General features: G+C 75.9%; 24 protein-coding genes and 1 riboswitch. Of the genes, 16 read left to right on the top strand and 8 right to left on the bottom strand.

Annotation, left to right across the window (positions count from 1 at the left end; translation table 11 throughout):
* Positions 1-17 precede the first annotated feature (17 nt).
* From AB3388_RS01880 to AB3388_RS01865, 4 genes are all read left to right on the top strand, one after another.
* Entirely contained in the window at positions 18-974 is a 957-nt protein-coding gene (locus AB3388_RS01880) for a cobalamin biosynthesis protein (protein WP_495409055.1), read from the top strand.
* Between the two features lie 272 nt (positions 975-1,246).
* Positions 1,247-1,912 carry a PAS and ANTAR domain-containing protein gene (locus AB3388_RS01875; RefSeq protein ID WP_495409054.1) on the top strand — a complete coding sequence of 222 codons (666 nt, stop codon included), beginning with the start codon at positions 1,247-1,249 and terminating at the stop codon, positions 1,910-1,912.
* A 172-nt stretch (positions 1,913-2,084) separates the two neighbouring features.
* Positions 2,085-2,753, top strand: a complete 669-nt coding sequence (locus AB3388_RS01870) for a lysophospholipid acyltransferase family protein (RefSeq protein WP_495409053.1) — start codon at positions 2,085-2,087, stop codon at positions 2,751-2,753.
* Positions 2,754-2,784: 31 nt separating this feature from the next.
* Complete coding sequence (locus AB3388_RS01865) at positions 2,785-4,332, top strand: cobyric acid synthase (RefSeq protein WP_495409052.1); 1,548 nt, start codon at positions 2,785-2,787, stop codon at positions 4,330-4,332.
* Here AB3388_RS01865 and AB3388_RS01860 read toward each other — a convergent pair.
* Positions 4,329-4,724, bottom strand: coding sequence for an acyl-CoA thioesterase (locus AB3388_RS01860; protein WP_495409051.1), 396 nt, complete (start codon positions 4,722-4,724; stop codon positions 4,329-4,331). The genes AB3388_RS01865 and AB3388_RS01860 overlap by 4 nt on opposite strands.
* A gap of 22 nt (positions 4,725-4,746) precedes the next feature.
* Between AB3388_RS01860 and AB3388_RS01855 the strand changes: the two genes are divergently transcribed.
* Both AB3388_RS01855 and AB3388_RS01850 read left to right on the top strand, forming a co-directional pair.
* Positions 4,747-5,337 carry an MSMEG_1061 family FMN-dependent PPOX-type flavoprotein gene (locus AB3388_RS01855; RefSeq protein ID WP_495409050.1) on the top strand — a complete coding sequence of 197 codons (591 nt, stop codon included), beginning with the start codon at positions 4,747-4,749 and terminating at the stop codon, positions 5,335-5,337.
* A gap of 34 nt (positions 5,338-5,371) precedes the next feature.
* Positions 5,372-5,797, top strand: a complete 426-nt coding sequence (locus AB3388_RS01850) for a VOC family protein (RefSeq protein ID WP_495409049.1) — start codon at positions 5,372-5,374, stop codon at positions 5,795-5,797.
* 57 nt (positions 5,798-5,854) lie between these two features.
* On the opposite strand, the gene AB3388_RS01845 is transcribed toward AB3388_RS01850, so the two are convergent.
* On the bottom strand, positions 5,855-6,052 hold the full coding sequence (locus AB3388_RS01845) for a hypothetical protein (protein ID WP_495409048.1): 198 nt from the start codon (positions 6,050-6,052) through the stop codon (positions 5,855-5,857).
* Positions 6,053-6,196: 144 nt separating this feature from the next.
* Between AB3388_RS01845 and AB3388_RS01840 the strand changes: the two genes are divergently transcribed.
* Positions 6,197-6,691, top strand: coding sequence for a type II toxin-antitoxin system PemK/MazF family toxin (locus AB3388_RS01840; protein WP_495409047.1), 495 nt, complete (start codon positions 6,197-6,199; stop codon positions 6,689-6,691).
* Between the two features lie 51 nt (positions 6,692-6,742).
* Here AB3388_RS01840 and AB3388_RS01835 read toward each other — a convergent pair whose 3' ends face one another.
* A complete protein-coding gene (locus AB3388_RS01835) occupies positions 6,743-7,483 on the bottom strand; it encodes a maleylpyruvate isomerase family mycothiol-dependent enzyme (protein ID WP_495409046.1) in 741 nt (246 codons plus the stop codon).
* Entirely contained in the window at positions 7,480-8,130 is a 651-nt protein-coding gene (locus tag AB3388_RS01830; RefSeq protein WP_495409045.1) for a TetR/AcrR family transcriptional regulator, read from the bottom strand. Before AB3388_RS01830 ends, AB3388_RS01835 begins: the two co-directional genes overlap by 4 nt.
* Before the next feature lie 94 nt (positions 8,131-8,224).
* Between AB3388_RS01830 and AB3388_RS01825 the strand changes: the two genes are divergently transcribed.
* Entirely contained in the window at positions 8,225-8,950 is a 726-nt protein-coding gene (locus tag AB3388_RS01825) for a class I SAM-dependent methyltransferase (protein ID WP_495409044.1), read from the top strand.
* Here AB3388_RS01825 and AB3388_RS01820 read toward each other — a convergent pair.
* From AB3388_RS01820 to AB3388_RS01805, 4 genes are all read right to left on the bottom strand, one after another.
* Positions 8,947-9,123 carry a DUF8847 domain-containing protein gene (locus AB3388_RS01820; RefSeq protein WP_495411429.1) on the bottom strand — a complete coding sequence of 59 codons (177 nt, stop codon included), beginning with the start codon at positions 9,121-9,123 and terminating at the stop codon, positions 8,947-8,949. The genes AB3388_RS01825 and AB3388_RS01820 overlap by 4 nt on opposite strands.
* A 130-nt stretch (positions 9,124-9,253) precedes the next feature.
* The gene (locus tag AB3388_RS01815; RefSeq protein ID WP_495409043.1) at positions 9,254-10,315 is read right to left on the bottom strand and encodes an AbrB family transcriptional regulator; all 1,062 of its coding nucleotides are present in this window, start codon (positions 10,313-10,315) and stop codon (positions 9,254-9,256) included.
* A 27-nt stretch (positions 10,316-10,342) separates the two neighbouring features.
* Positions 10,343-10,636, bottom strand: coding sequence for a transcriptional regulator (locus AB3388_RS01810; RefSeq protein WP_495409042.1), 294 nt, complete (start codon positions 10,634-10,636; stop codon positions 10,343-10,345).
* Positions 10,633-11,088 carry a hypothetical protein gene (locus AB3388_RS01805; RefSeq protein WP_495409041.1) on the bottom strand — a complete coding sequence of 152 codons (456 nt, stop codon included), beginning with the start codon at positions 11,086-11,088 and terminating at the stop codon, positions 10,633-10,635. Before AB3388_RS01805 ends, AB3388_RS01810 begins: the two co-directional genes overlap by 4 nt.
* A gap of 60 nt (positions 11,089-11,148) precedes the next feature.
* A riboswitch (cobalamin riboswitch) is annotated at positions 11,149-11,279 on the top strand.
* A gap of 41 nt (positions 11,280-11,320) precedes the next feature.
* Here AB3388_RS01805 and AB3388_RS01800 point away from each other — a divergent pair.
* The 8 genes from AB3388_RS01800 to AB3388_RS01765 all read left to right on the top strand — a co-directional run bounded on the left by AB3388_RS01800 (position 11,321) and on the right by AB3388_RS01765 (position 18,304).
* Positions 11,321-13,294 (top strand): putative cobaltochelatase, encoded by a 1,974-nt coding sequence (locus AB3388_RS01800; protein WP_495409040.1) that lies wholly within the window; start codon positions 11,321-11,323, stop codon positions 13,292-13,294.
* Positions 13,291-13,911, top strand: a complete 621-nt coding sequence (gene cobO / locus AB3388_RS01795; RefSeq protein ID WP_495409039.1) for a cob(I)yrinic acid a,c-diamide adenosyltransferase — start codon at positions 13,291-13,293, stop codon at positions 13,909-13,911. The genes AB3388_RS01800 and cobO overlap by 4 nt, the downstream gene beginning before the upstream one ends.
* 103 nt (positions 13,912-14,014) lie before the next feature.
* Positions 14,015-15,394, top strand: a complete 1,380-nt coding sequence (locus AB3388_RS01790) for a cobyrinic acid a,c-diamide synthase CobB (RefSeq protein WP_495409038.1) — start codon at positions 14,015-14,017, stop codon at positions 15,392-15,394.
* Entirely contained in the window at positions 15,381-16,061 is a 681-nt protein-coding gene (locus AB3388_RS01785) for an energy-coupling factor ABC transporter permease (RefSeq protein WP_495409037.1), read from the top strand. Before AB3388_RS01790 ends, AB3388_RS01785 begins: the two co-directional genes overlap by 14 nt.
* Positions 16,058-16,384 carry an energy-coupling factor ABC transporter substrate-binding protein gene (locus AB3388_RS01780; protein ID WP_495409036.1) on the top strand — a complete coding sequence of 109 codons (327 nt, stop codon included), beginning with the start codon at positions 16,058-16,060 and terminating at the stop codon, positions 16,382-16,384. The genes AB3388_RS01785 and AB3388_RS01780 overlap by 4 nt, the downstream gene beginning before the upstream one ends.
* A complete protein-coding gene (gene cbiQ, locus AB3388_RS01775) occupies positions 16,381-17,118 on the top strand; it encodes a cobalt ECF transporter T component CbiQ (RefSeq protein WP_495409035.1) in 738 nt (245 codons plus the stop codon). The genes AB3388_RS01780 and cbiQ overlap by 4 nt, the downstream gene beginning before the upstream one ends.
* The gene (locus AB3388_RS01770; protein WP_495409034.1) at positions 17,115-17,960 is read left to right on the top strand and encodes an energy-coupling factor ABC transporter ATP-binding protein; all 846 of its coding nucleotides are present in this window, start codon (positions 17,115-17,117) and stop codon (positions 17,958-17,960) included. Before cbiQ ends, AB3388_RS01770 begins: the two co-directional genes overlap by 4 nt.
* Positions 17,957-18,304, top strand: coding sequence for a cobalamin biosynthesis protein (locus AB3388_RS01765; protein WP_495409033.1), 348 nt, complete (start codon positions 17,957-17,959; stop codon positions 18,302-18,304). Before AB3388_RS01770 ends, AB3388_RS01765 begins: the two co-directional genes overlap by 4 nt.
* Positions 18,305-18,307: the final 3 nt, after the last annotated feature.

Raw genomic sequence — 18,307 nt, 5'->3', positions numbered from 1 at the left:
GGAGGGAGGTCGGCACGATGTCGACCGTGCGCTCCTCCACCGCGGCCGGGCTGGCCCTCGGCGCCGCCGCCGACCTGCTGCTCGCCGACCCCCGGCGCGGCCACCCGGTCGCCGGCTTCGGCACCGTGGCCGCCGTGCTGGAACGCCGGGTCTGGCGCGACTCCCGGGCGGCCGGCGCCGCCTACGCGGGCGGGCTGGTCACCGGCGCCGCCGTCCTCGGGCTCGCCCTCGACCGGGCCACCCGCCGCCGGCCGGCCGCGCGACTGCTCGTCACGGCCGCCGCCACGTGGACCGTGCTCGGCGGCACCTCCCTGGGCCGGGCGGCCGGCACCCTGCAGCGGCACCTGGCCGACGGCGACCTGGCCGCCGCCCGCGCGGCGCTGCCCACCCTCGCCGGCCGCGACCCCCGCGGGCTGGGCGAGGCGGAGCTGGCCCGCGCGACCATCGAGTCGGTCGCCGAGAACACCGCCGACGCCGCGGTCGGCCCGCTGGTCTGGGGCGCCGTCGCGGGGCTGCCGGGGCTGCTCGCCTACCGGGCGGCCAACACGCTCGACGCGATGGTCGGCCACCGCTCCCCGCGCTACGCGCGCTTCGGCTGGGCGGCAGCCCGCACGGACGACGTCCTCGGCTGGCTGCCCGCCCGGCTCACCGCCGCGCTCACCGTGCTCTGCGCTCCGCTGGCCGGCGGCTCGGCGGCCGGGGCGCTGCGCACCTGGCTGCGGGACGGCGCCGCGCATCCCAGCCCCAACGCCGGACGGTGCGAGGCAGCGACGGCCGGGGCGCTCGGCGTGCGGCTGGGCGGCCGCAACGTGTACGGCAGCCGCGTCGAGGAGCGCCCGGTGCTCGGCCGCGGGCGGGCGCCGGCGGCCGGCGACATCGGCCGCGCCGTCCGGCTCTCCCGCGCCGTGTGGGTGGTCGCGGCGGCGGTCGCCGCGGGGGCCGCTGCGATGCGCGGGAGCGCAGCGGAGCGCTGACTCGACGTAATCGGACGGTGACGGCTCGCTCGGACGGGCCGGAGTGCAATGTCCCGTTCCGTCCTGCCGTGCGCAACGGCGGGGGTGGACGTACGGTCCTCTCCATCGGAGCGACCGGCCCCGCGCGGGCCGGTGGATGCGCGATGTCGAAGCAACGGCAGCGAGCTCCCGTCGCCCAGGGCCGGCGCGCCTCTGACCAGGAGTTTCCCATGGTTTCACCGGCTCCGCCCCGTTCACGCACCGCGCGTCGCCCGCGTTCGGGCCTGTCCGGTATGACGGCCGCGCCGCCCCGGCCGGACGCCGTCCCCGCAGACCGCTCCGGACTGACCGGCCGGTACCGATTCGACACCCACACGAGGGCCTGGTGGTGGTCGCCGGAGATGTACGACCTGTTCGGGCTGTCCCCCGACGGCACGCACCCGTGCACCGAGCTGCTGCTGCAGTTCCAGCACCGCGAGGACCGCGCGCGCATGATCGCGGCGATCGACCGTGCGATCACCGGCCGGCCGTTCGCGCTCGAGACCCGCGTGCTCCGCTCCGACGGCACGCTGCGCGTGATGGTGCTGCTCGGTGAGCCCCGGCCGGGTGCCGACGGATCGGTGTCCGCCGTCGAGGGGGTCTGCGTCGACATCACGGGCGGGCGGCTCGTCCACGACGACGACATGGTCACCGCCCTGCAGACCGAGGTGAGCCAGCTGCGCACCGCGATGGCCAGCCGGGCGACGATCGAGCAGGCCAAGGGCATCCTCATGCTGCTGACCAACTGCAGCGACCAGGTCGCCTTCGAGCTGCTCACGCACATGTCCAGCCACACGCACCGCAAGGTGCGCGACGTCGCGCAGTCCATCACCGAATCGGCCGCGGGGCGCGCGCCGCTGCCCGACGACGTCCGCGCGATCCTGCGGGACGCCTGCCCACCGGCGCCGCGGCTGCACTGACCTCCCGGCGCGCCGCGCGGCCGGCGGACGGGCCGCGCGGCGGCGTCCCCGCCTGCGCCGCGGACCGCCGTGGGAACGCCCCGGAGCGGTTCGAGAGAATGCGCGCGCCGGGCGTTCCGGGGAGCTGCCGCTCCCGGCCGGACACCGCCGGCCCGAGGAGGAGAAGCGCCGCGTGTTCTACATCCTGGCCCGGTTCGTCATCCGGCCCCTGATCTGGCTGCTGTTCCGGCCGCACGTGACCGGCCGTGAGCACGTGCCGCTGACCGGCCCCGTCATCTTCGCCAGCAACCACCTGTCGTTCATCGACAGCATCGCGATCCCGACGATCGCGCCGCGCAAGGTGCACTACCTGGCCAAGGCCGAGTACTTCACCGGGCACGGGATCTCGGGCTGGTTCTCCCGCACGATGTTCAGCGCGCTCGGGGCGCTGCCCGTCGAGCGGGAGACGCACCGGGCCGCGCAGGCGGCGCTGGACACCGCGCTCGGCGTGCTCAAGGACGGCGAGGGGTTCGGCATCTACCCGGAGGGCACGCGGTCCCGTGACGGCCGGCTGGCGCGGGGCAAGACCGGCGTCGCCTGGCTGGCGCTGACCGCCGACTGCCCCGTCGTCCCGGTTGCCGTCGCGGGGACGGACAAGGTGCAGCCGGTCGGCGCGCGGTGGCCGCGGCTGCACCGCATCTCGGTGACCTTCGGCGAGCCGCTGACCTTTCCCGAGCAGCACGGCCAGGCCGGCAACGGCCGCGCCCGCCGGGTGGTGACCGACCGGATCATGTACGCGATCGCCGACCTGTCGGGGCAGGAGAAGGCCGGGTGGGGCACCCCCGCAGCACCAGCCGCGTGACGCGCGGCACCTTCCCCGTGATCATCGGCGGATGGCTGCCACCGGTCGGCGCGTCGCCGGCCACTCGCCGATGATCGACTCCGGTGGTCGTGCCGTGCTGGTCGCCGGGACGACGTCGGACGCCGGCAAGTCGGTGGTGACGGCGGGCATCTGCCGGTGGCTGGTGCGCCAGGGCGTCTCGGTGGCGCCGTTCAAGGCGCAGAACATGAGCAACAACTCCATGGTCACGCCCGCCGGCGCGGAGATCGGCCGGGCGCAGGTCATGCAGGCCGCGGCGGCGCGGGTCGAGCCCGAGGCGGCGATGAACCCGGTGCTGCTCAAGCCGGGCGGCGAGAACTCCAGCCAGGTCGTCGTCCTCGGCCGGCCGGTCGCCGACGTGACCGCGCTGTCCTACCGGCCGATGAAGGCCGGTCTGCTGGCGACCGTCCTCGACTGCCTCGCCGACCTGCGCGCCCGCTTCGACGTCGTGATCTGCGAGGGCGCGGGCTCCCCCACCGAGATCAACCTGCGCGACGACGACATCGCCAACATGGGCCTGGCCACGGCCGCGCGGCTGCCGGTGCTCGTGGTGGGCGACATCGACCGCGGCGGGCTGTTCCCGGCGCTCTACGGCACGGTCGCGCTGATGCCGCCGGCCGACCAGCGGCTGGTGGCCGGGTTCCTGGTGAACAAGTTCCGCGGCGACGTCCGGCTGCTGTCCCCCGGGCTCGATGCGCTCGCCGGGCTGACCGGCCGGCCGACGCTCGGCGTCCTCCCGTGGGTGCCGGGCCTCGACCTGGACGTCGAGGACTCCCTCGGCGTCGGGGCGGCGGCGCGGCCCGCCGGGCCGCCTCACGGCGAGGAGGTGCTGCGGGTCTCGGTGGCCCGGCTGCCGAGGCTGTCGAACTTCACCGACCTCGACGCGCTGGCCGCCGAACCGGGGGTGCTGGTCCGCTACGCGACCCGCCCGGAGGAGCTGGCCGACGCCGACCTCGTCGTCCTCCCCGGCACCCGCTCCACCGTGGCCGACCTGGCCTGGCTGCGCTCGACCGGCCTCGCCGACGCGGTGGCGCGGCGGGCGGCGTCCGGCGCTCCCGTGCTCGGGATCTGCGGCGGGCACCAGATGCTGGCCCGCACGATCACCGACGACGTCGAGTCCCGCGCCGGCACGGTGCCCGGGCTGGGTCTGCTGCCGGCCGACGTGCGCTTCGCGCCGGTCAAGACCCTCGGCCGGCCCACCGGTGCCGCGTTCGGGGAGCCGGTGCACGGCTACGAGATCCACCACGGCGTCGTCACGGTCGACGACGGCGCGGAGCCGTTCCTCGACGGTGCCCGCGCGGGCGCGGTGTTCGGGACGACGTGGCACGGGGCGCTGGAGAACGACGACTTCCGCCGCGCGTTCCTCACCGAGGTCGCCGCGCTGACCGGGCGCCGGTTCGTGTCCGCCCCGGGCACCGACTTCGCCGCCGTCCGCGAGGCGCGGCTGGACGCCCTCGGCGACCTGATCGCCGAGCACGCCGACACCGATGCGCTCTGGCGGCTGATCGAGGACGGCGCCCCCGCCGACCTGCCGCTGCTCCCGCCCGGCGCCGGCCGCTAGACCGGAGGCGCGGCCAGCCGCTCGCGGACGTCGTCCGGCCACGGCACGGCCGCGCCCTCGGCCACGCACACGTAGGTGTTGCGGACGACGCAGCAGACCCGCTCGCCGACGCGCACGGTGAACCGCGCGGTGGCGCTGGTGCGGCCGACCTTCTCGGTCTCGGCGTCGACGGTCACCGTGTCGCCCCAGCGGGCCGAGGAGCTCCAGTCCAGCGTGCTGGCCTTGACCACCGGCTCGATCCGGCGCTCGGAGAGCTCGGCCCAGGTGAGCTGCTGCGACGTCCACCAGCCGTTCGAGGCCTCGTCGGCCCAGGTGAGGTAGTGCGCGTTGAAGACGATGCCCTGCTGGTCGCACTCGACGTAGCGGACCGGGGAGCTCCAGACGATCGGCACGGCGCGAAGCTACCGTCAGCCCATGGACGTCGATGTGCTCGCCGGCTACCGCACCCCTTCCCAGCTGGTGCGGGACAAGGTGATCGACCACGTCGACCAGCACTGCCGGGCGTTCATCGAGCTCTCGCCGTTCGCGACGCTGGCCACGGCGGACGCCGACGGCTGGCCCGACGTCTCACCCCGCGGCGGCGACCCGGGCTTCGTCAAGGTCCTCGACCCGCACCGGCTGGCGCTGCCCGACCGGCCCGGCAACAACCGGGTCGACAGCCTGCGCAACCTGGCCGCCAACCCGCGCGCGGCCCTGCTGTTCTTCGTGCCCGGCATCGAGGAGACGCTGCGGGTCTTCGGGACGGCGTCGCTCGTGCCGGCCGACGCCGACGTGGACCTGACGGAGTTCGGCCGGGCGCCGCGGTCGGTGCTGGTGCTCGACGTGCGCCGGGCCTTCTTCCAGTGCGCCAAGGCGGTCATGCGCTCGGGGCTGTGGGACCCGTCGCGGCAGGTGCCGCGGTCGGCGTGGGCGCCGTTCGGCGAGGTGCTCAAGGACCACTGCCGGCTGACCACGCCGCTGCCCGACGACGCCACGATGCGTGCGGAGCTGGCCACGGAGCTGTGAGAACCGTCGCCGGGCTGCTCTACGGTGCGGCTCCATGGCGACGGATTTCCAGGTGGTCATCGACTGCGCCGCCCCGCACGAGCTCGCCGACTGGTGGGCCGAGGCGCTGGGCTGGACGGTCGAGGCGCAGGACGCGGCGTTCATCCGCCGGATGATCGAGGGCGGCCACGCGACCGAGGACCAGACGACGACGCACAAGGGCGCCCTGGTCTGGAAGGAGGGGGCGGCGATCAACTCGCCGGAGCCCGGGCGGCCGCGGGTGCTCTTCCAGCAGGTACCCGAGGGCAAGACGGTCAAGAACCGCATGCACCTGGACCTGCGCGTGGGCGCCGAGCACCGCGAGGCGGAGGTCGCCCGGCTGGTCGCCGCGGGCGCGACCGAGCTCTGGCGCGCCTCGCAGGGGCCGCACGAGTGGGCGACCCTCGCCGACCCGGAGGGCAACGAGTTCTGCATCTCGTGACGGCCCCCTGCAGGGTCCCGCCGCGGCCTGCGAGCGGTGGGGGCAGGGGGCCCTTCGCTAACTGGCGAGGAGATCCCGGGCCAGCTTGCGGTAGGCGACGGTGCGCTCGGTCATGAGCCGCACGCGTTCCCGCTGGGTGCGCCGCTCGCTGCCCAGGTAGCGCGCGTCCTCCACGAGCTGGAAGGCGGCGAGGACGCTCGCCTTCACCTCGCGGGTCCGCGGGGCGGCCGGTCGCACCGGTTCGGCCGAGTTCATGGAGCCCCCCTCTCCCGGGGAGCCGCGTCAAGACCACCCCGTGACTAGATGGTGCCCTCGTATCGGCAACTCCAAAACATGTCGTGACCATTTGGTACCTCAGTGTCACGTGAGTCTCGTGGGACGTGTCCGTACGGTGGGGCCATGGCGCGCGCGGGCTTCGGAGAGCGGCTCGGCCGGCTGGTGCGCAGCCTGGTGCGCCCGTCCGCCGGGGGGGCACGCCCGGTCCGCTCGGTCGAGCGCGGCCCGGCGACCGGGGACCGGATGGGCTACAGCCCGCGGGCCGACGGCGCTCCCGATCCCGGCGAGGTGGTCTGGGCGTGGGTGCCGTTCGACGAGGGCGACGGCCGCGGCAAGGACCGCCCGGTGCTCGTCATCGGCCGGCGCGGTGCCGACCTGCTCGCGCTCATGCTCACCAGCAAGGACCACGACCGGGACGCCGCCGACGAGGCCCGCTTCGGCCGCTACTGGACCGACATCGGCCGCGGCCCGTGGGATTCCCGCGGCCGGCCCAGCGAGGTGCGCCTGGACCGGTTGATCGTGCTGGACCCCGCCGGCGTCCGCCGGGAGGGCGCGGCGCTCGACCGGGTCCGCTTCGACCAGGTCGTCGCGGAGGCCCGGCGCGTCCAGGGCTGGTGACCGGCCTCACCACCCTTTCGCAGGCTCAGCGCCGGCCCCGGGACGGGGCCGTCAGAACGCGACCTGCCGGGCCAGCAGGCCGGTGCCGGTCCCGCGGCCGGCGACGACGCGGCAGAACTCGACGGCGTCCAGCTCGAGCTCGGGCCCGCCCGTCCCGGCGGACCACTCCCCGCCGGCCGGCCCGGTCAGCCGCAGGCGGTGGGGCTGCCCGTGCCGGGCGGCCCATTCGGCGACGACGCCGGCGACGATCCGCCCGTCGTGCTCGGCGGTGAGGTGCGGCTCCCGCCCGACGGCCCGGGCGATGTCGATGCGGTGCATCCAGGGGTCACGGGTGAGGACGACCCCGACGAGGAAGCCGAGCGTCCACCGCTCCCGCCGGCCGCCGACCACCTGCTTCTCCGGCAGCGGCAGCCGGCCGGCCCGGGCGAGCCGCCACCGCCCGCGCAGCGCCCGGGGAGCGAGCTCGGCGAACCGGCGCACGAGCTCCTCGGGGCTGTGCGCGGCCTCCTCGCGCACCTGGACCGCCGTCAGCGCGTCGACGCCACCACCCGCCCGCACGGCCGCGAGGTTCTGCCGGACGAGCCCCCGCAGGGTCGAGACCATCGCCAGCTCGCCCACGAGGTGGCCGGCCACGGCCCGCACGTCCCAGGCCGCGCAGTCGGTGGCTCTCGTCCAGTCCGCCGGCTCCAGCGCCCTGAGCTGGGCGAGGAAGCGGTCGTACTCCTCCGCGGCCAGGCGGTGGACGCGAGCCCGGTCGGGCGCGGGGAGGGTCAGGGTGGGAGGAGCGCTCATCGGTCGTGCCTCTCAGGAGGGCGCCCGTAGTGGGCCAGCCACATGGCGACCACGTCGGGCAGCGTGCGCGTGAAGGAACCGGTCTCGAACGGCTCGCCGGGTGCGTTGGCCAGCTGCTGGGTGATCACCCCGGTGGTGACCGCGGTGTAGGTCCGGAAGGCCAGGTCGAGGTCGGTGTCGGCCCGGAGCACCCCTCGGTCGCGCAGCCCGGCCATGCGGGCCCGACCCCACCCCGTCAGCTCGACGGCCGGCGCGTAGGCCTGCTCCGAGGGCGCGAATCCGGGCACCGGCCGCCAGAACATCAGCGGCGCGTAGGCCGGGTGCTCCACGGCCCAGCGGACGAACGCCGCGGCGTACGCGTGGGCCTCGGCCACCGGATCGGTCCCGTCGAAGCCGTCGGCCACGTTTCGCACGGCGTCGCCGAGCAGCCGCCAGCCGCGCTCGAACAGCACGTCGTAGAGGGCGTTCTTGCCGTCGAAGTAGACGTAGAGGGAGGGCGGCCGGATGCCCATCCGGCGGGCGACCTCGCCGAGCGTCAGGCCGGCGACGCCCTGGTCGGCCATCACCTCGACGGCGACGTCGAGCACCTGCTCGATCGTCTGCTGCCGCCGGTGGTGCCGGCGGTCGAGGTGGGCCGGTTGGACCATGCGCGGCAGTGTTCTCCTAAGGGTATTAGGAAGTCAATACGGTCATAGGTAATCGGTCGCGCGCCGGGACGGCGATCGGGCAGGATGGGCCGCGATGAACGCCGTCGACGTCTTCTGGGCCCTGCACTCCGACCTGCCGCGCGAGGGTGTCGGCTCGGACCCGACCACCCGCGCGCTGCTCGACCTGGCCCGGCCGCTGCCCGGCCGTCGCGCCCTGGACATCGCGTGCGGCCCGGGCCGCTCCGCGCTGGTGCTGGCCGAGGAGGGCCTGCGGGTCACCGCCGTCGACACCCACGAGCCGTTCCTCGACCGGCTCCGGGCCGCGGCCGCCGAGCGGAACCTGCCGATCACCGTCGAGCGCGTGTCGATGCGCGAGCTGCCGTACGCCGACGGCTCGTTCGACCTGCTGTGGTGCGAGGGCGCCGCCTACCTCATGGGCGTCGACGCGGCGCTGGCGGACTGGCGCCGGCTGCTCGCGCCCGGCGGGGCACTGGTGCTCACCGAGGTCGGCTGGACGACGCCGGCGCCGTCCCCCGAGGCGCGCGCGTTCTGGGCCGCCTACCCGGCGATGCGCGACGCGGCGGCCACCGCCGCCGCGGCCGAGGCGGCCGGCTACGAGGTGGTGGCCACCCGGCTGCTCCCGGACTCCGACTGGGAGGACGAGTACTACGGCCCGCTGGCCGCCCGCATCGACGCCTGGCCGGAGCCGGATCCCGAGACGGCCGCGGCGCTGGCGCGGAACCGGGCGGAGATCGACCTGCGCCGGGAACACCCGGGCGACTACGGCTACACCGGCTACGTGCTCCGGCGGGCGGGCTAGTTACGGCGCAGGTGGTAGACGCCGGTCTGCTCGGTCAGCGACTCGAGGTCGTACCGGTGCACCACCTTCGGGCCGCCGTGCAGGTGGACGTGGGTGATGGTCGGCAGGGGCTCGCCGTGCCGCGCCGCACGGATCTCCACGCGCCCGTCCAGCGGACCGCCGACGAAGAGCAGGACGGCGTCGTCGACGCCGACCTCGTCGGTTTCCCCTGCGTGCTCGGACAGCGCGGCCTCCTCCGAAACGGACCCGGACCAGCCAGCGTAGGCGCGTCACGCACCGCGGTCACGCGGATGCGGCGGTCCGCTACGCGTGCTTCCCGCCACGCAGCAGCCACCGGGCCAGCAGCGGCGCGGACAGCAGCATCACGTAGAGCCGCAGCACCTGGACGGCGAGCACGAAGGTGGCGTCGGCGCCGCTGTCGCTCGCCGTGGCGAGGACGGCGAACAGGCCACCCGGCGTCGTCGCCAGGTAGGCGTCGAGCTGCCCCACCCCCGCGGCGGGCGCGAGCACCGCGCCCAGCCCGGCGCACGCCGCGATCAGCCCGGCGATGATCGCCAGCGCGAGCGGCAGCGCCCGCCCGACCGTGCGCAGGCTCTCCCGGGTGAAGCTGACCCCCACCTGCAGGCCGATGACGAGGAACGCCGCATTCGCCACCAGGTCCGGCACCTCGGCGCCGCGGGAGAGGCCGGAGAGGTCCGCCACGGCGGCCACCAGCATCGGGCCGAGCAGCGCACCGACCGGGATCCGCGCGAGCCGGCCCAGGACGATGCCCACCCCGGCGCAGACGACGGTGAACAGCAGCCCGGCCGGCCAGCCGGGCCCGGCACCGGCGGCGGCCCCCTCGCCGAAGCCGGGCCTGGCGCCGTAGACCGCCGTCGCGGCCACCGGCATCAGGACGACGATGAGCAGCACCCGCAGGTACTGCAGGACGGCGACCATCCGCTGGTCGGCGCCCAGGTCGCGGGCCATCGCGGTGATCCCGGAGGCGCCGCCGGCGATCATGCTGAACGCGCCGGTCACCGGGCTGATCCCGCGCTGCAGCCGCAGCAGCTGCCCCGCGGCGACGCTGAGCAGGAGCGTCCCGACGGTCACCAGCAGGACCGGCAGCCAGTGCTCGCCGATCTCGGCCAGCGTGTCCAGGCGGACGAGCGCGCCGATGGTCACGCCGACCACCGCCTGCGCCCCGGTCATCGCCGGCCGCGGCACCTCGAGCCGGCCGGGGACGGCGAGCGCGCGCACCAGCCCGGCGAGCAGGCCACCGAAGAGGGCGGCCGACGGCACGTGCAGCAGGGACAGCAGCAGGCCTGCGAGCGCGCCGCCCGCGACGACGGCGGCCGCGTCGAGCAGCCGCCGTCCGTCCGTCACGCCGTCACTGTCCTCCTGCGACCGGCGTCACCCGCCGGTGATCCGGCGCAGCTCGGCCACGTGCGCGGCGAACGCCGTCCGCCCGGCCCTGGTCAGCACCAGGCTGGTGCGCTGGCGCGAGGCGATCGTCGCCTTGCGGACCTCGACGTAGCCGGCGTCCTCCAGCTGCTTGACGTGCTTGGAGAGCACCGAGTCGCTCACGCCCACGGCGTCCCGGACGGCGGCGAACTCCATCGTGTCGACGGCGGCGAGCAGGCCGCAGATCTGCAGCCGCGGCGGCGCGTGGACGACCGCGTCGAACCGCGGCTCGACGGCTGTCACAGCCCCTCGCGCAGCTCGGCGACGTAGATCCGGGAGAACCACCGGCTGATCAGCGCGATGCCCACTCCGAGGACGGCGCCGCCCACGACCATCGCCCCGTGCCACCCCAGCCCGTACTCGGCGCCGGCGGCCAGCGCCAGGACGACGCCGTAGAGCACGAACCACAGGTAGACCAGCTTGCGGGTGCGGCCCGGGCGCAGCCCGCTGACCCAGAAGCCGGTGATCCGCTCGTAGACCTTCCGCAGGCCGAACAGGCCCGCGAAGAAGAACGGCAGCACCGCGACGGTCACCCATGGATAGCCGAAGGAGTACGACGCGAGGAAGGCGAAGACCAGCAGCCCCAGGGCTGCGTCGTACCACCACGGCTGCATCGCGCGGTCGGCGATCGCGGCGCGGTCGGCCCGCAGGGCCTCGAGCTGGGCGACCGCGGCGGCGACGTCGTCTCTTTCCATAGCGGAAAGTGTGGCTATCGCTTTCCGTTCCGTCAAGTGACGGGGGCTGTCGGTGCGGCGAGGGCTCGTGGTCGAATGTGGCCGAACTGCGACGGCAGTGGAGGAAGCCGGTGGAACTCCGGCGCGGTCCCGCCACTGTGAGCCGGCCCCGCGCCGGTCAGCCAGGAACTCCCGCCGTCGCCTCCTGCCACCTCCGGGCGCGGACACCCGGGGAGAGGATGCGTGGTCGCACTTGATCTTTCCCTTCGGCGCCGTCGTCGGCATGGACGACATGCGGCTGGCGCTCCTGCTCAACGCCGTCTCCCCCGCTGTCGGCGGCGTGCTCGTCCGCGGCGAGAAGGGGACGGCGAAGTCGACGACGGTGCGCGCGCTGGCCGCCGTCCTGCCCCCGGTGGCCGTCGTCCCCGGGTGCCGCTTCGCCTGCGACCCGGCCGCGCCGGACCCCGCCTGCCCCGACGGCCCGCACGACGCCGGCGTGCCGGGGCCGACCCGGCCGGCCCGGCTGGTGGAGCTGCCGGTGGGCGCGTCGGAGGACCGCGTCGTCGGCTCGCTGGACCTCGAGCGGGCGCTGACCGAGGGGGTCAAGGCGTTCGAGCCGGGCCTGCTGGCCGCGGCGCACCGCGGCGTCCTCTACGTCGACGAGGTCAACCTGCTGCACGACCACCTGGTCGACCTGCTGCTCGACGCCGCCGCGCTGGGCACCGCCTACGTCGAGCGCGAGGGCGTCTCGGTCCGGCACGCCGCGCGGTTCCTGCTGGTCGGGACGATGAACCCGGAGGAGGGCGAGCTGCGCCCGCAGCTGCTCGACCGGTTCGGCCTGACCGTCGAGGTGGCCGCACCGCGGGACCCCGACGTCCGCGCCGAGGTGGTGCGCCGCCGGTTCGCCCACGACGCCGACCCCGCCGGGTTCGCCGCCGCCTGGGCGGCCGAGGAGGCGGCGCTGGCCGCGCGGATCGCCGAGGCCCGCGCCCGCCTGCCGCACGTCGTCCTCTCCGACGACGCGCTGCGGCAGGTGACCGCCGTGTGCGCCGCGTTCGACGTCGACGGGCTGCGCGCCGACCTGGTGACCGCCCGCGCGGCGATCGCGCACGCGGCGTGGTCCGGCCGCGACGCGGTGACCGAGGACGACGTCCGGGTGGCCGCCCGCCTGGCGCTGCCGCACCGGCGCCGGCGCAACCCCTTCGACGCCCCCGGTCTCGACGAGGACACCCTCGACCAGGCGCTCGAGGACTCCCGCCCCGAGGAGCCGGAACCGCCGGACGACGACGGTCCGGACGGCGACGCCCCGCCCCCACCCCCCGATGGAGTCGGAGAAGCGCAGGAACCGTCACCCAGCGACTCCGCTGAGCCGGCTCCGAACGCTCCCGCACCCGACCGCGCTGCCGTCGCCCCGGGCGAGCCCTTCCGCGCCCGCCGGCTCGAGGTGCCCGGCATCGGCGCGGGCGCGGCGGGCCGGCGGTCGAAGTCCCGCTCGGAGCGCGGCCGGGTCGTGGGGTCGCAGCGCCCCATCGGCACGGTCACGCGGCTGCACCTGACCGACACCGTCCGCGCCGCCGCGCCGCACCAGGTGGCCCGCGGCCGCAGCGGCCCGGGGCTGCGGATCCGGCGCGAGGACCTGCGGCAGGCCGCGCTGGAGGGCCGCGAGGGAAATCTCGTGCTGTTCGTCGTGGACGCGAGCGGGTCGATGGGGTCACGATCCCGCATGGCCGCGGTCAAGGGCGCCGTCCTGTCGCTGCTGCTGGACGCCTACCAGCGGCGCGACAAGGTCGGGCTGATCACCTTCCGCGGCGCCGGCGCCGAGCTCGCGCTGCCGCCGACCTGGTCGGTGGAGGCGGCGGCCGCGCGGCTGGCCGAGCTGCCCACCGGGGGCAAGACCCCGCTGGCCGCCGGGCTGCTGCGGGCGCACGAGACGCTGCGCGTCGAGCGGGTGCGCGATCCGCAGCGCCGTCCGCTGCTGGTCGTGGTCACCGACGGCCGGGCCACCGGCGCCCGCGGCGGCAGCCACCTGGCCGACGCGCACGCCGCCGCCGGGCTGCTGGCGGCGGCCGGCACCGCGGCCGTCGTCGTCGACTGCGAGTCCGGACCGGTCCGGCTGGGGCTGGCCGGCACGCTCGGCACCGCCCTCGGCGCGCCGACGCTGCGGCTCGAGGAGCTGGCGGCCGACGCGCTCGCGGCCACGGTGCGCACCGCGCGAAGGGCGGCATGAGCATGCCGAAGGGACAGGTGGCCGTCGTCCCGGACGACGGGCTCTCCACGCGGCAGCGGCGCAACCGGCCGCTCCTCGCCGTCCACACGGGCGAGATGAAGGGCAAGTCCACCGCTGCCTTCGGCATGGCGATGCGCGCGTGGAACCAGGGCTGGCCGATCGCGGTCTACCAGTTCGTCAAGAGCGCGAAGTGGAAGGTGGGCGAGGAGAACGCGCTCACCGCGCTGGGCCGGCTGCACGAGCAGACCGGCGAGGGCGGTCCGGTCGTGTGGCACAAGATGGGCAGCGGCTGGAGCTGGTCGCGCCGGCAGGGCACCGAGGTCGACCACGCCGCCGACGCCGCCGAGGGCTGGGCGCAGATCCGCCGCGACCTCGCCGCCGAGACGCACCGCTTCTACGTGCTCGACGAGTTCACCTACCCGATGAAGTGGGGCTGGGTGGACGTCGACGAGGTGGTTGCGACGCTGCGCGAGCGCCCCGGCAACCAGCACGTCGTCATCACCGGCCGCGACGCGCACCCGAAGCTGGTCGAGGCCGCCGACCTCGTGGTCGAGATGACCAAGGTCAAGCACCCGATGGACGCCGGCCAGAAGGGCCAGCGGGGGATCGAGTGGTGACGACGACGCCGCGCCCGACGGCCGACTGCGCAGTTGTGGTCGTCCGCGGCGGCGTGCCGGGGCGTGTCGGCGGGCGCAACTGCTCACTCGGCCGGAGCGCGTCGTGAACGTGCCGCGGGTCGTCCTGGCCGCGCCGTCCTCCGGCGCCGGCAAGACGTCGATCGCGACGGGACTGGTCGCCGCGCTGACCGCCCGCGGGCTGACGGTGAGCCCGCACAAGGTCGGCCCCGACTACATCGACCCCGGCTACGCCGGCCTCGCCGCCGGCCGGCCCGGCCGCAACCTCGACCCCTGGCTGGTCGGCGAGGAGCGGATCGCGCCCCTGCTGCTGCACGGCGCCCGGGGGACCGACGTCGCGGTCGTCGAGGGCGTCATGGGCCTGTTCGACGGGGCCTCGCACCCGAGCGTCGAGCCCGGCTTCGCCTCCACCGCGCACGTGGCGCAGCTGCTGGGCGCGCCGGTCGTGCTGGTCGTCGACGCGGCGAGCCAGGCCCGCAGCGTGGCCGCGCTGGTGCACGGATTCGCCACCTTCGAGCCGGGCGTGCGGATCGGCGGGGTGATCCTCAACCGGGTCGGCAGCGACCGGCACGAGGCGATCCTGCGCGACGCACTGGACGCCGCCGGCGTTCCGGTGCTCGGCGCGGTCCGCCGGCTGGAGGCACTCGGCACGCCGTCCCGCCACCTCGGCCTGGTCCCCGCCGCCGAGCGCACCGCCGAGGCGGTGCAGACCGTCCGCGCGCTCGCCGAGGTCGTGGCCTCGTCGGTCGACCTGGACGGCGTCCTGCGGCTGGCCCGCTCCGCCCCGGACCTGACCGCCGCGCCGTGGGACCCGGCCGCCGAGGTGACCGCAACAGCCGCCCGCCCGCGGATCGCCGTCGCCGGCGGCGCCGCGTTCACCTTCGGCTACGCCGAGCACGCCGAGCTGCTGGCGGCTGCCGGCGCCGAGGTCGTGCCGGTCGACCCGCTCACCGACGAGGCGCTCCCCGAGGGCACCACCGGACTGGTGATCGGCGGCGGGTTCCCCGAGGTCTACGCCGCGCAGCTGTCGGCCAACGAGCCACTGCGCGCCGACGTCGCCGCGCTGGCCGCGCGGGGCGGCGCGATCGCCGCCGAGTGCGCCGGCCTGCTCTACCTGGCCCGCAGCCTGGACGGCGTCCCGATGTGCGGCGTCCTCGACGCCGATGCCGCGATGACGCCGCGGCTGACCCTCGGCTACCGCGCCGCCGTCGCCCCCGCCGACTCGGCGCTCGCGCCGGCCGGCGCGCGGGTGCGCGGCCACGAGTTCCACCGGACGGTGTGCACGCCCGGCGCCGGGACCACGCCCGCGTGGCAGTGGTCCGCCGCCGGCCCCGAGGGGTTCGTCGCCCGCGGTGTGCACGCCTCCTACCTGCACCTGCACTGGGCGGGAAGCCCGGCGGTCGCCGAGCGGTTCGTCGCGGCCTGCGCCGCGGTGGGGAAGGAGATCGAGCGTGCACATCGCTGAGGGATTCCTGCCGCCCGCGCACGCGCTGGGCTGGACGATCGCCGCCGCACCGTTCGTCGCGCACGGCGCGCGGGCCGTGGTCAAGGAGGTGCGCGAGCACCCCGAGTCGACGCTGCTGCTCGGCGCGGCCGGGGCGTTCACCTTCGTGCTCAGCGCGATCAAGCTGCCGTCGGTGACCGGCAGCTCGAGCCATCCCACCGGCACCGGTGTCGGCGCCGTCCTGTTCCGACCACCCGTGATGGCGCTGCTCGGCACGATCGTGCTGCTGTTCCAGGCGCTGCTGCTGGCGCACGGCGGCATCACGACCCTGGGCGCCAACGCGTTCTCCATGGCGATCGTCGGGCCGTGGGCCGGGTACGGCTCCTACCGCCTGGTCCGGCGGCTCGGGGGCGGCCTGCTGCCCGGCGTGTTCGTCGCCTGCCTCGTCGCCGACCTGGCCACCTACGTGACGACGGCGCTGCAGCTGGCCTGGGCGCACCCCGACGCCGCGACCGGCTTCCTCGGCGCCGCGGTGAAGTTCCTCGGCGTCTTCGCGATCACCCAGATCCCGCTGGCGATCGGCGAGGGGCTGCTCGGCGTCCTGCTGTTCCGGGTGCTGCTCACCAACGCCCGGCCCGACCTGGAACGCCTCGGCGTCGTCCCCGCCGAGCCGGAGGAGGTCCGGTGAACCGCCGCCGGCTGGTCACGGCCCTGCTGGTCCTGGGCATCGTGGCGCTGTTCGCCGTCCCCCTGGCGCTCGACCGCGGCCGCTCGGACTTCACCGGCACGGACAACCAGGCGACCACGGTCATCGAGCAGAACGACCCCGGCTACACCCCCTGGTTCTCCTCGATCTTCGCGCCGACGTCGCCGTCGGTGGAGTCGGGACTGTTCGCGGTGCAGGCGGCGCTCGGCGGCGGCGTGCTCGGCTACGTGCTCGGCCGGCTGCGCGGCCGGCGCAAGGCCGAGGAGCAGCTGGAGAAGCTGGAGAAGAAGGACGCCGGGCCGTGACCGGGCTGGCGATCGACGACGCCGCGTGGGCGAGCGCGTGGCGGCGCCGCTCCCCCGGCGACAAGCTGCTGCTCTGCCTCGGCCTGGTGATCTGCGCGCTCGTCCTGCCGGTGTGGCCGGGCAGCGCGCTGATCGGCGTGGCCGCCGTGGCGCTGGCGCTCGGCCCGGCCCGGGTGCCCGCCCGGACCTACCTGCGCGCGGTCCGGCTGCCGTTCGCCTTCGTCGCGATCGGCACGGTGACGACCGTCGTCCGGGTGGACGGCGACGGCATCGGCTGGGCGCCGGACGCCGCGGCGCAGGCCGGCTCGCTGGTCGGCCACTCGCTCGCCGGCGGCGCCGCGGTGATGCTGCTGGCCACCACGACGCCGATGTCGGACCTGCTGCCCGCGCTGCGCCGGCTGCGGGTGCCGTCGGCCGTGATCGAGGTGGCGAGCCTGGTCTACCGGCTGCTGTTCGTGCTGCTGGAGAGCCTGCGCACGATCCGCGAGGCCCAGACGATGCGGATGGGCTACTCGTCGGTGCGCCGCTCGTACCGGTCGTCCGGGGCGCTGGCCGCCGCCGTGCTGACCCGCTCCTGGGACCGCGCCCGCCGGCTGCAGGAGGGGCTGGCCGGCCGCGGGCTGGACACGGGGCTACAGGTCCTGCCCGAGGCGCTGCCGTCGTCGAGGGGGTTCCTCGCCGCGACGGCGCTGGGGCTCGGCGCCGTGGTCGGCCTGAGCGTGGTGATCGCATGAGTCACCGGACGCTCGCCGCGCACGGCCTGGTCGCCGGCTACGAGCGCGGCCGCCGCGTCCTGGACGGCGCCTCGCTGCACATCCCCGCCGGACGCCGGCTGGCCATCCTCGGCGCCAACGGCTCCGGGAAGACGACGCTGCTGCGCTGCCTGTCCGGCGCGCTGCAGCCGACCGCCGGCGCGGTCAGCGTCGACGACGTCCCGCTGGAGCGCTCCCGCCGCGGCCTGCGCGCCCACCGCCAGGAGGTGCAGCTGGTCCTGCAGGACCCCGACGACCAGCTGTTCTCCGCATCGGTGGCGCAGGACGTCTCGTTCGGCCCGCTCAACCTCGGCCTGCCCGAGGAGGAGGTGCGGGAGCGGGTCGCCGAGGCGCTGCGGCTGCTCGCCGTCGACCACCTCGCCGGCCGCCCGACGCACCAGCTCTCCTACGGCGAGCGCAAGCGGGTCGCGATCGCCGGGGCGGTCGCCATGCGCCCGTGCGTGCTGCTGCTCGACGAGCCGACCGCCGGCCTCGACCCGTCGGCGGTGGCCGAGGCCCTGGCCGCGCTGCGCCGGCTGCAGGAGGCCGAGTCGACCGTCGTCATGAGCACGCACGACGTCGACCTGGCGCTCGCCTGGGCCGACGAGGTCGCCGTCGTCGTCGACCGGCAGGTCGTCCAGGGTCCGCCGCAGGAACTCCTCGGGGACGACGACCTGCTCGCCCGCGCCCGGCTGGACCGCCCGTGGGCGCTGACCGTCGGCGCGCGGCTGCGCGCGCTGGGCCTGCTGCGCGAGGGCGCGCTCCCCCGCGACGCGGCCGGGCTGCTCGCCGCCCTGCCGGAGCGGCCCGGGGTGACCGCGTGATCACCGTGGGCGTGGGGGCGTCCTCCGGTGTCACGGCCGAGGAGGTGCTCGCGGCGATCGACGCCGTCCTGCCCGCCGGGCGGACCGATGTCCAGCTGTCGACCCTGACGAGGCGGGCCCTCGAGCCGGGGATCATCGGCGCCGCCGCCGCGCGGGACTGGCCGCTGTTCGGCCACGACGCCGACGAGCTGGCCGCCGTCGCCGTGCAGGACCCGTCGTCGCTCGTCGCCGAGGCCGTCGGCACCGCGTCCGTGGCCGAGGCCGCCGCCCGCCTGAGCGGCGGCCGCCTGATCGTCGGCAAGACCGTGGTCGGCCGGGTCACGGTGGCGGTGGCCGCCTCGTGAGCG

It is taken from the genome of Geodermatophilus sp. SMS 5-13 (assembly GCF_059428245.1).
Note: the sequence above shows the minus strand (reverse complement) of the source record. Positions and strands in the feature narration are given on the sequence as shown.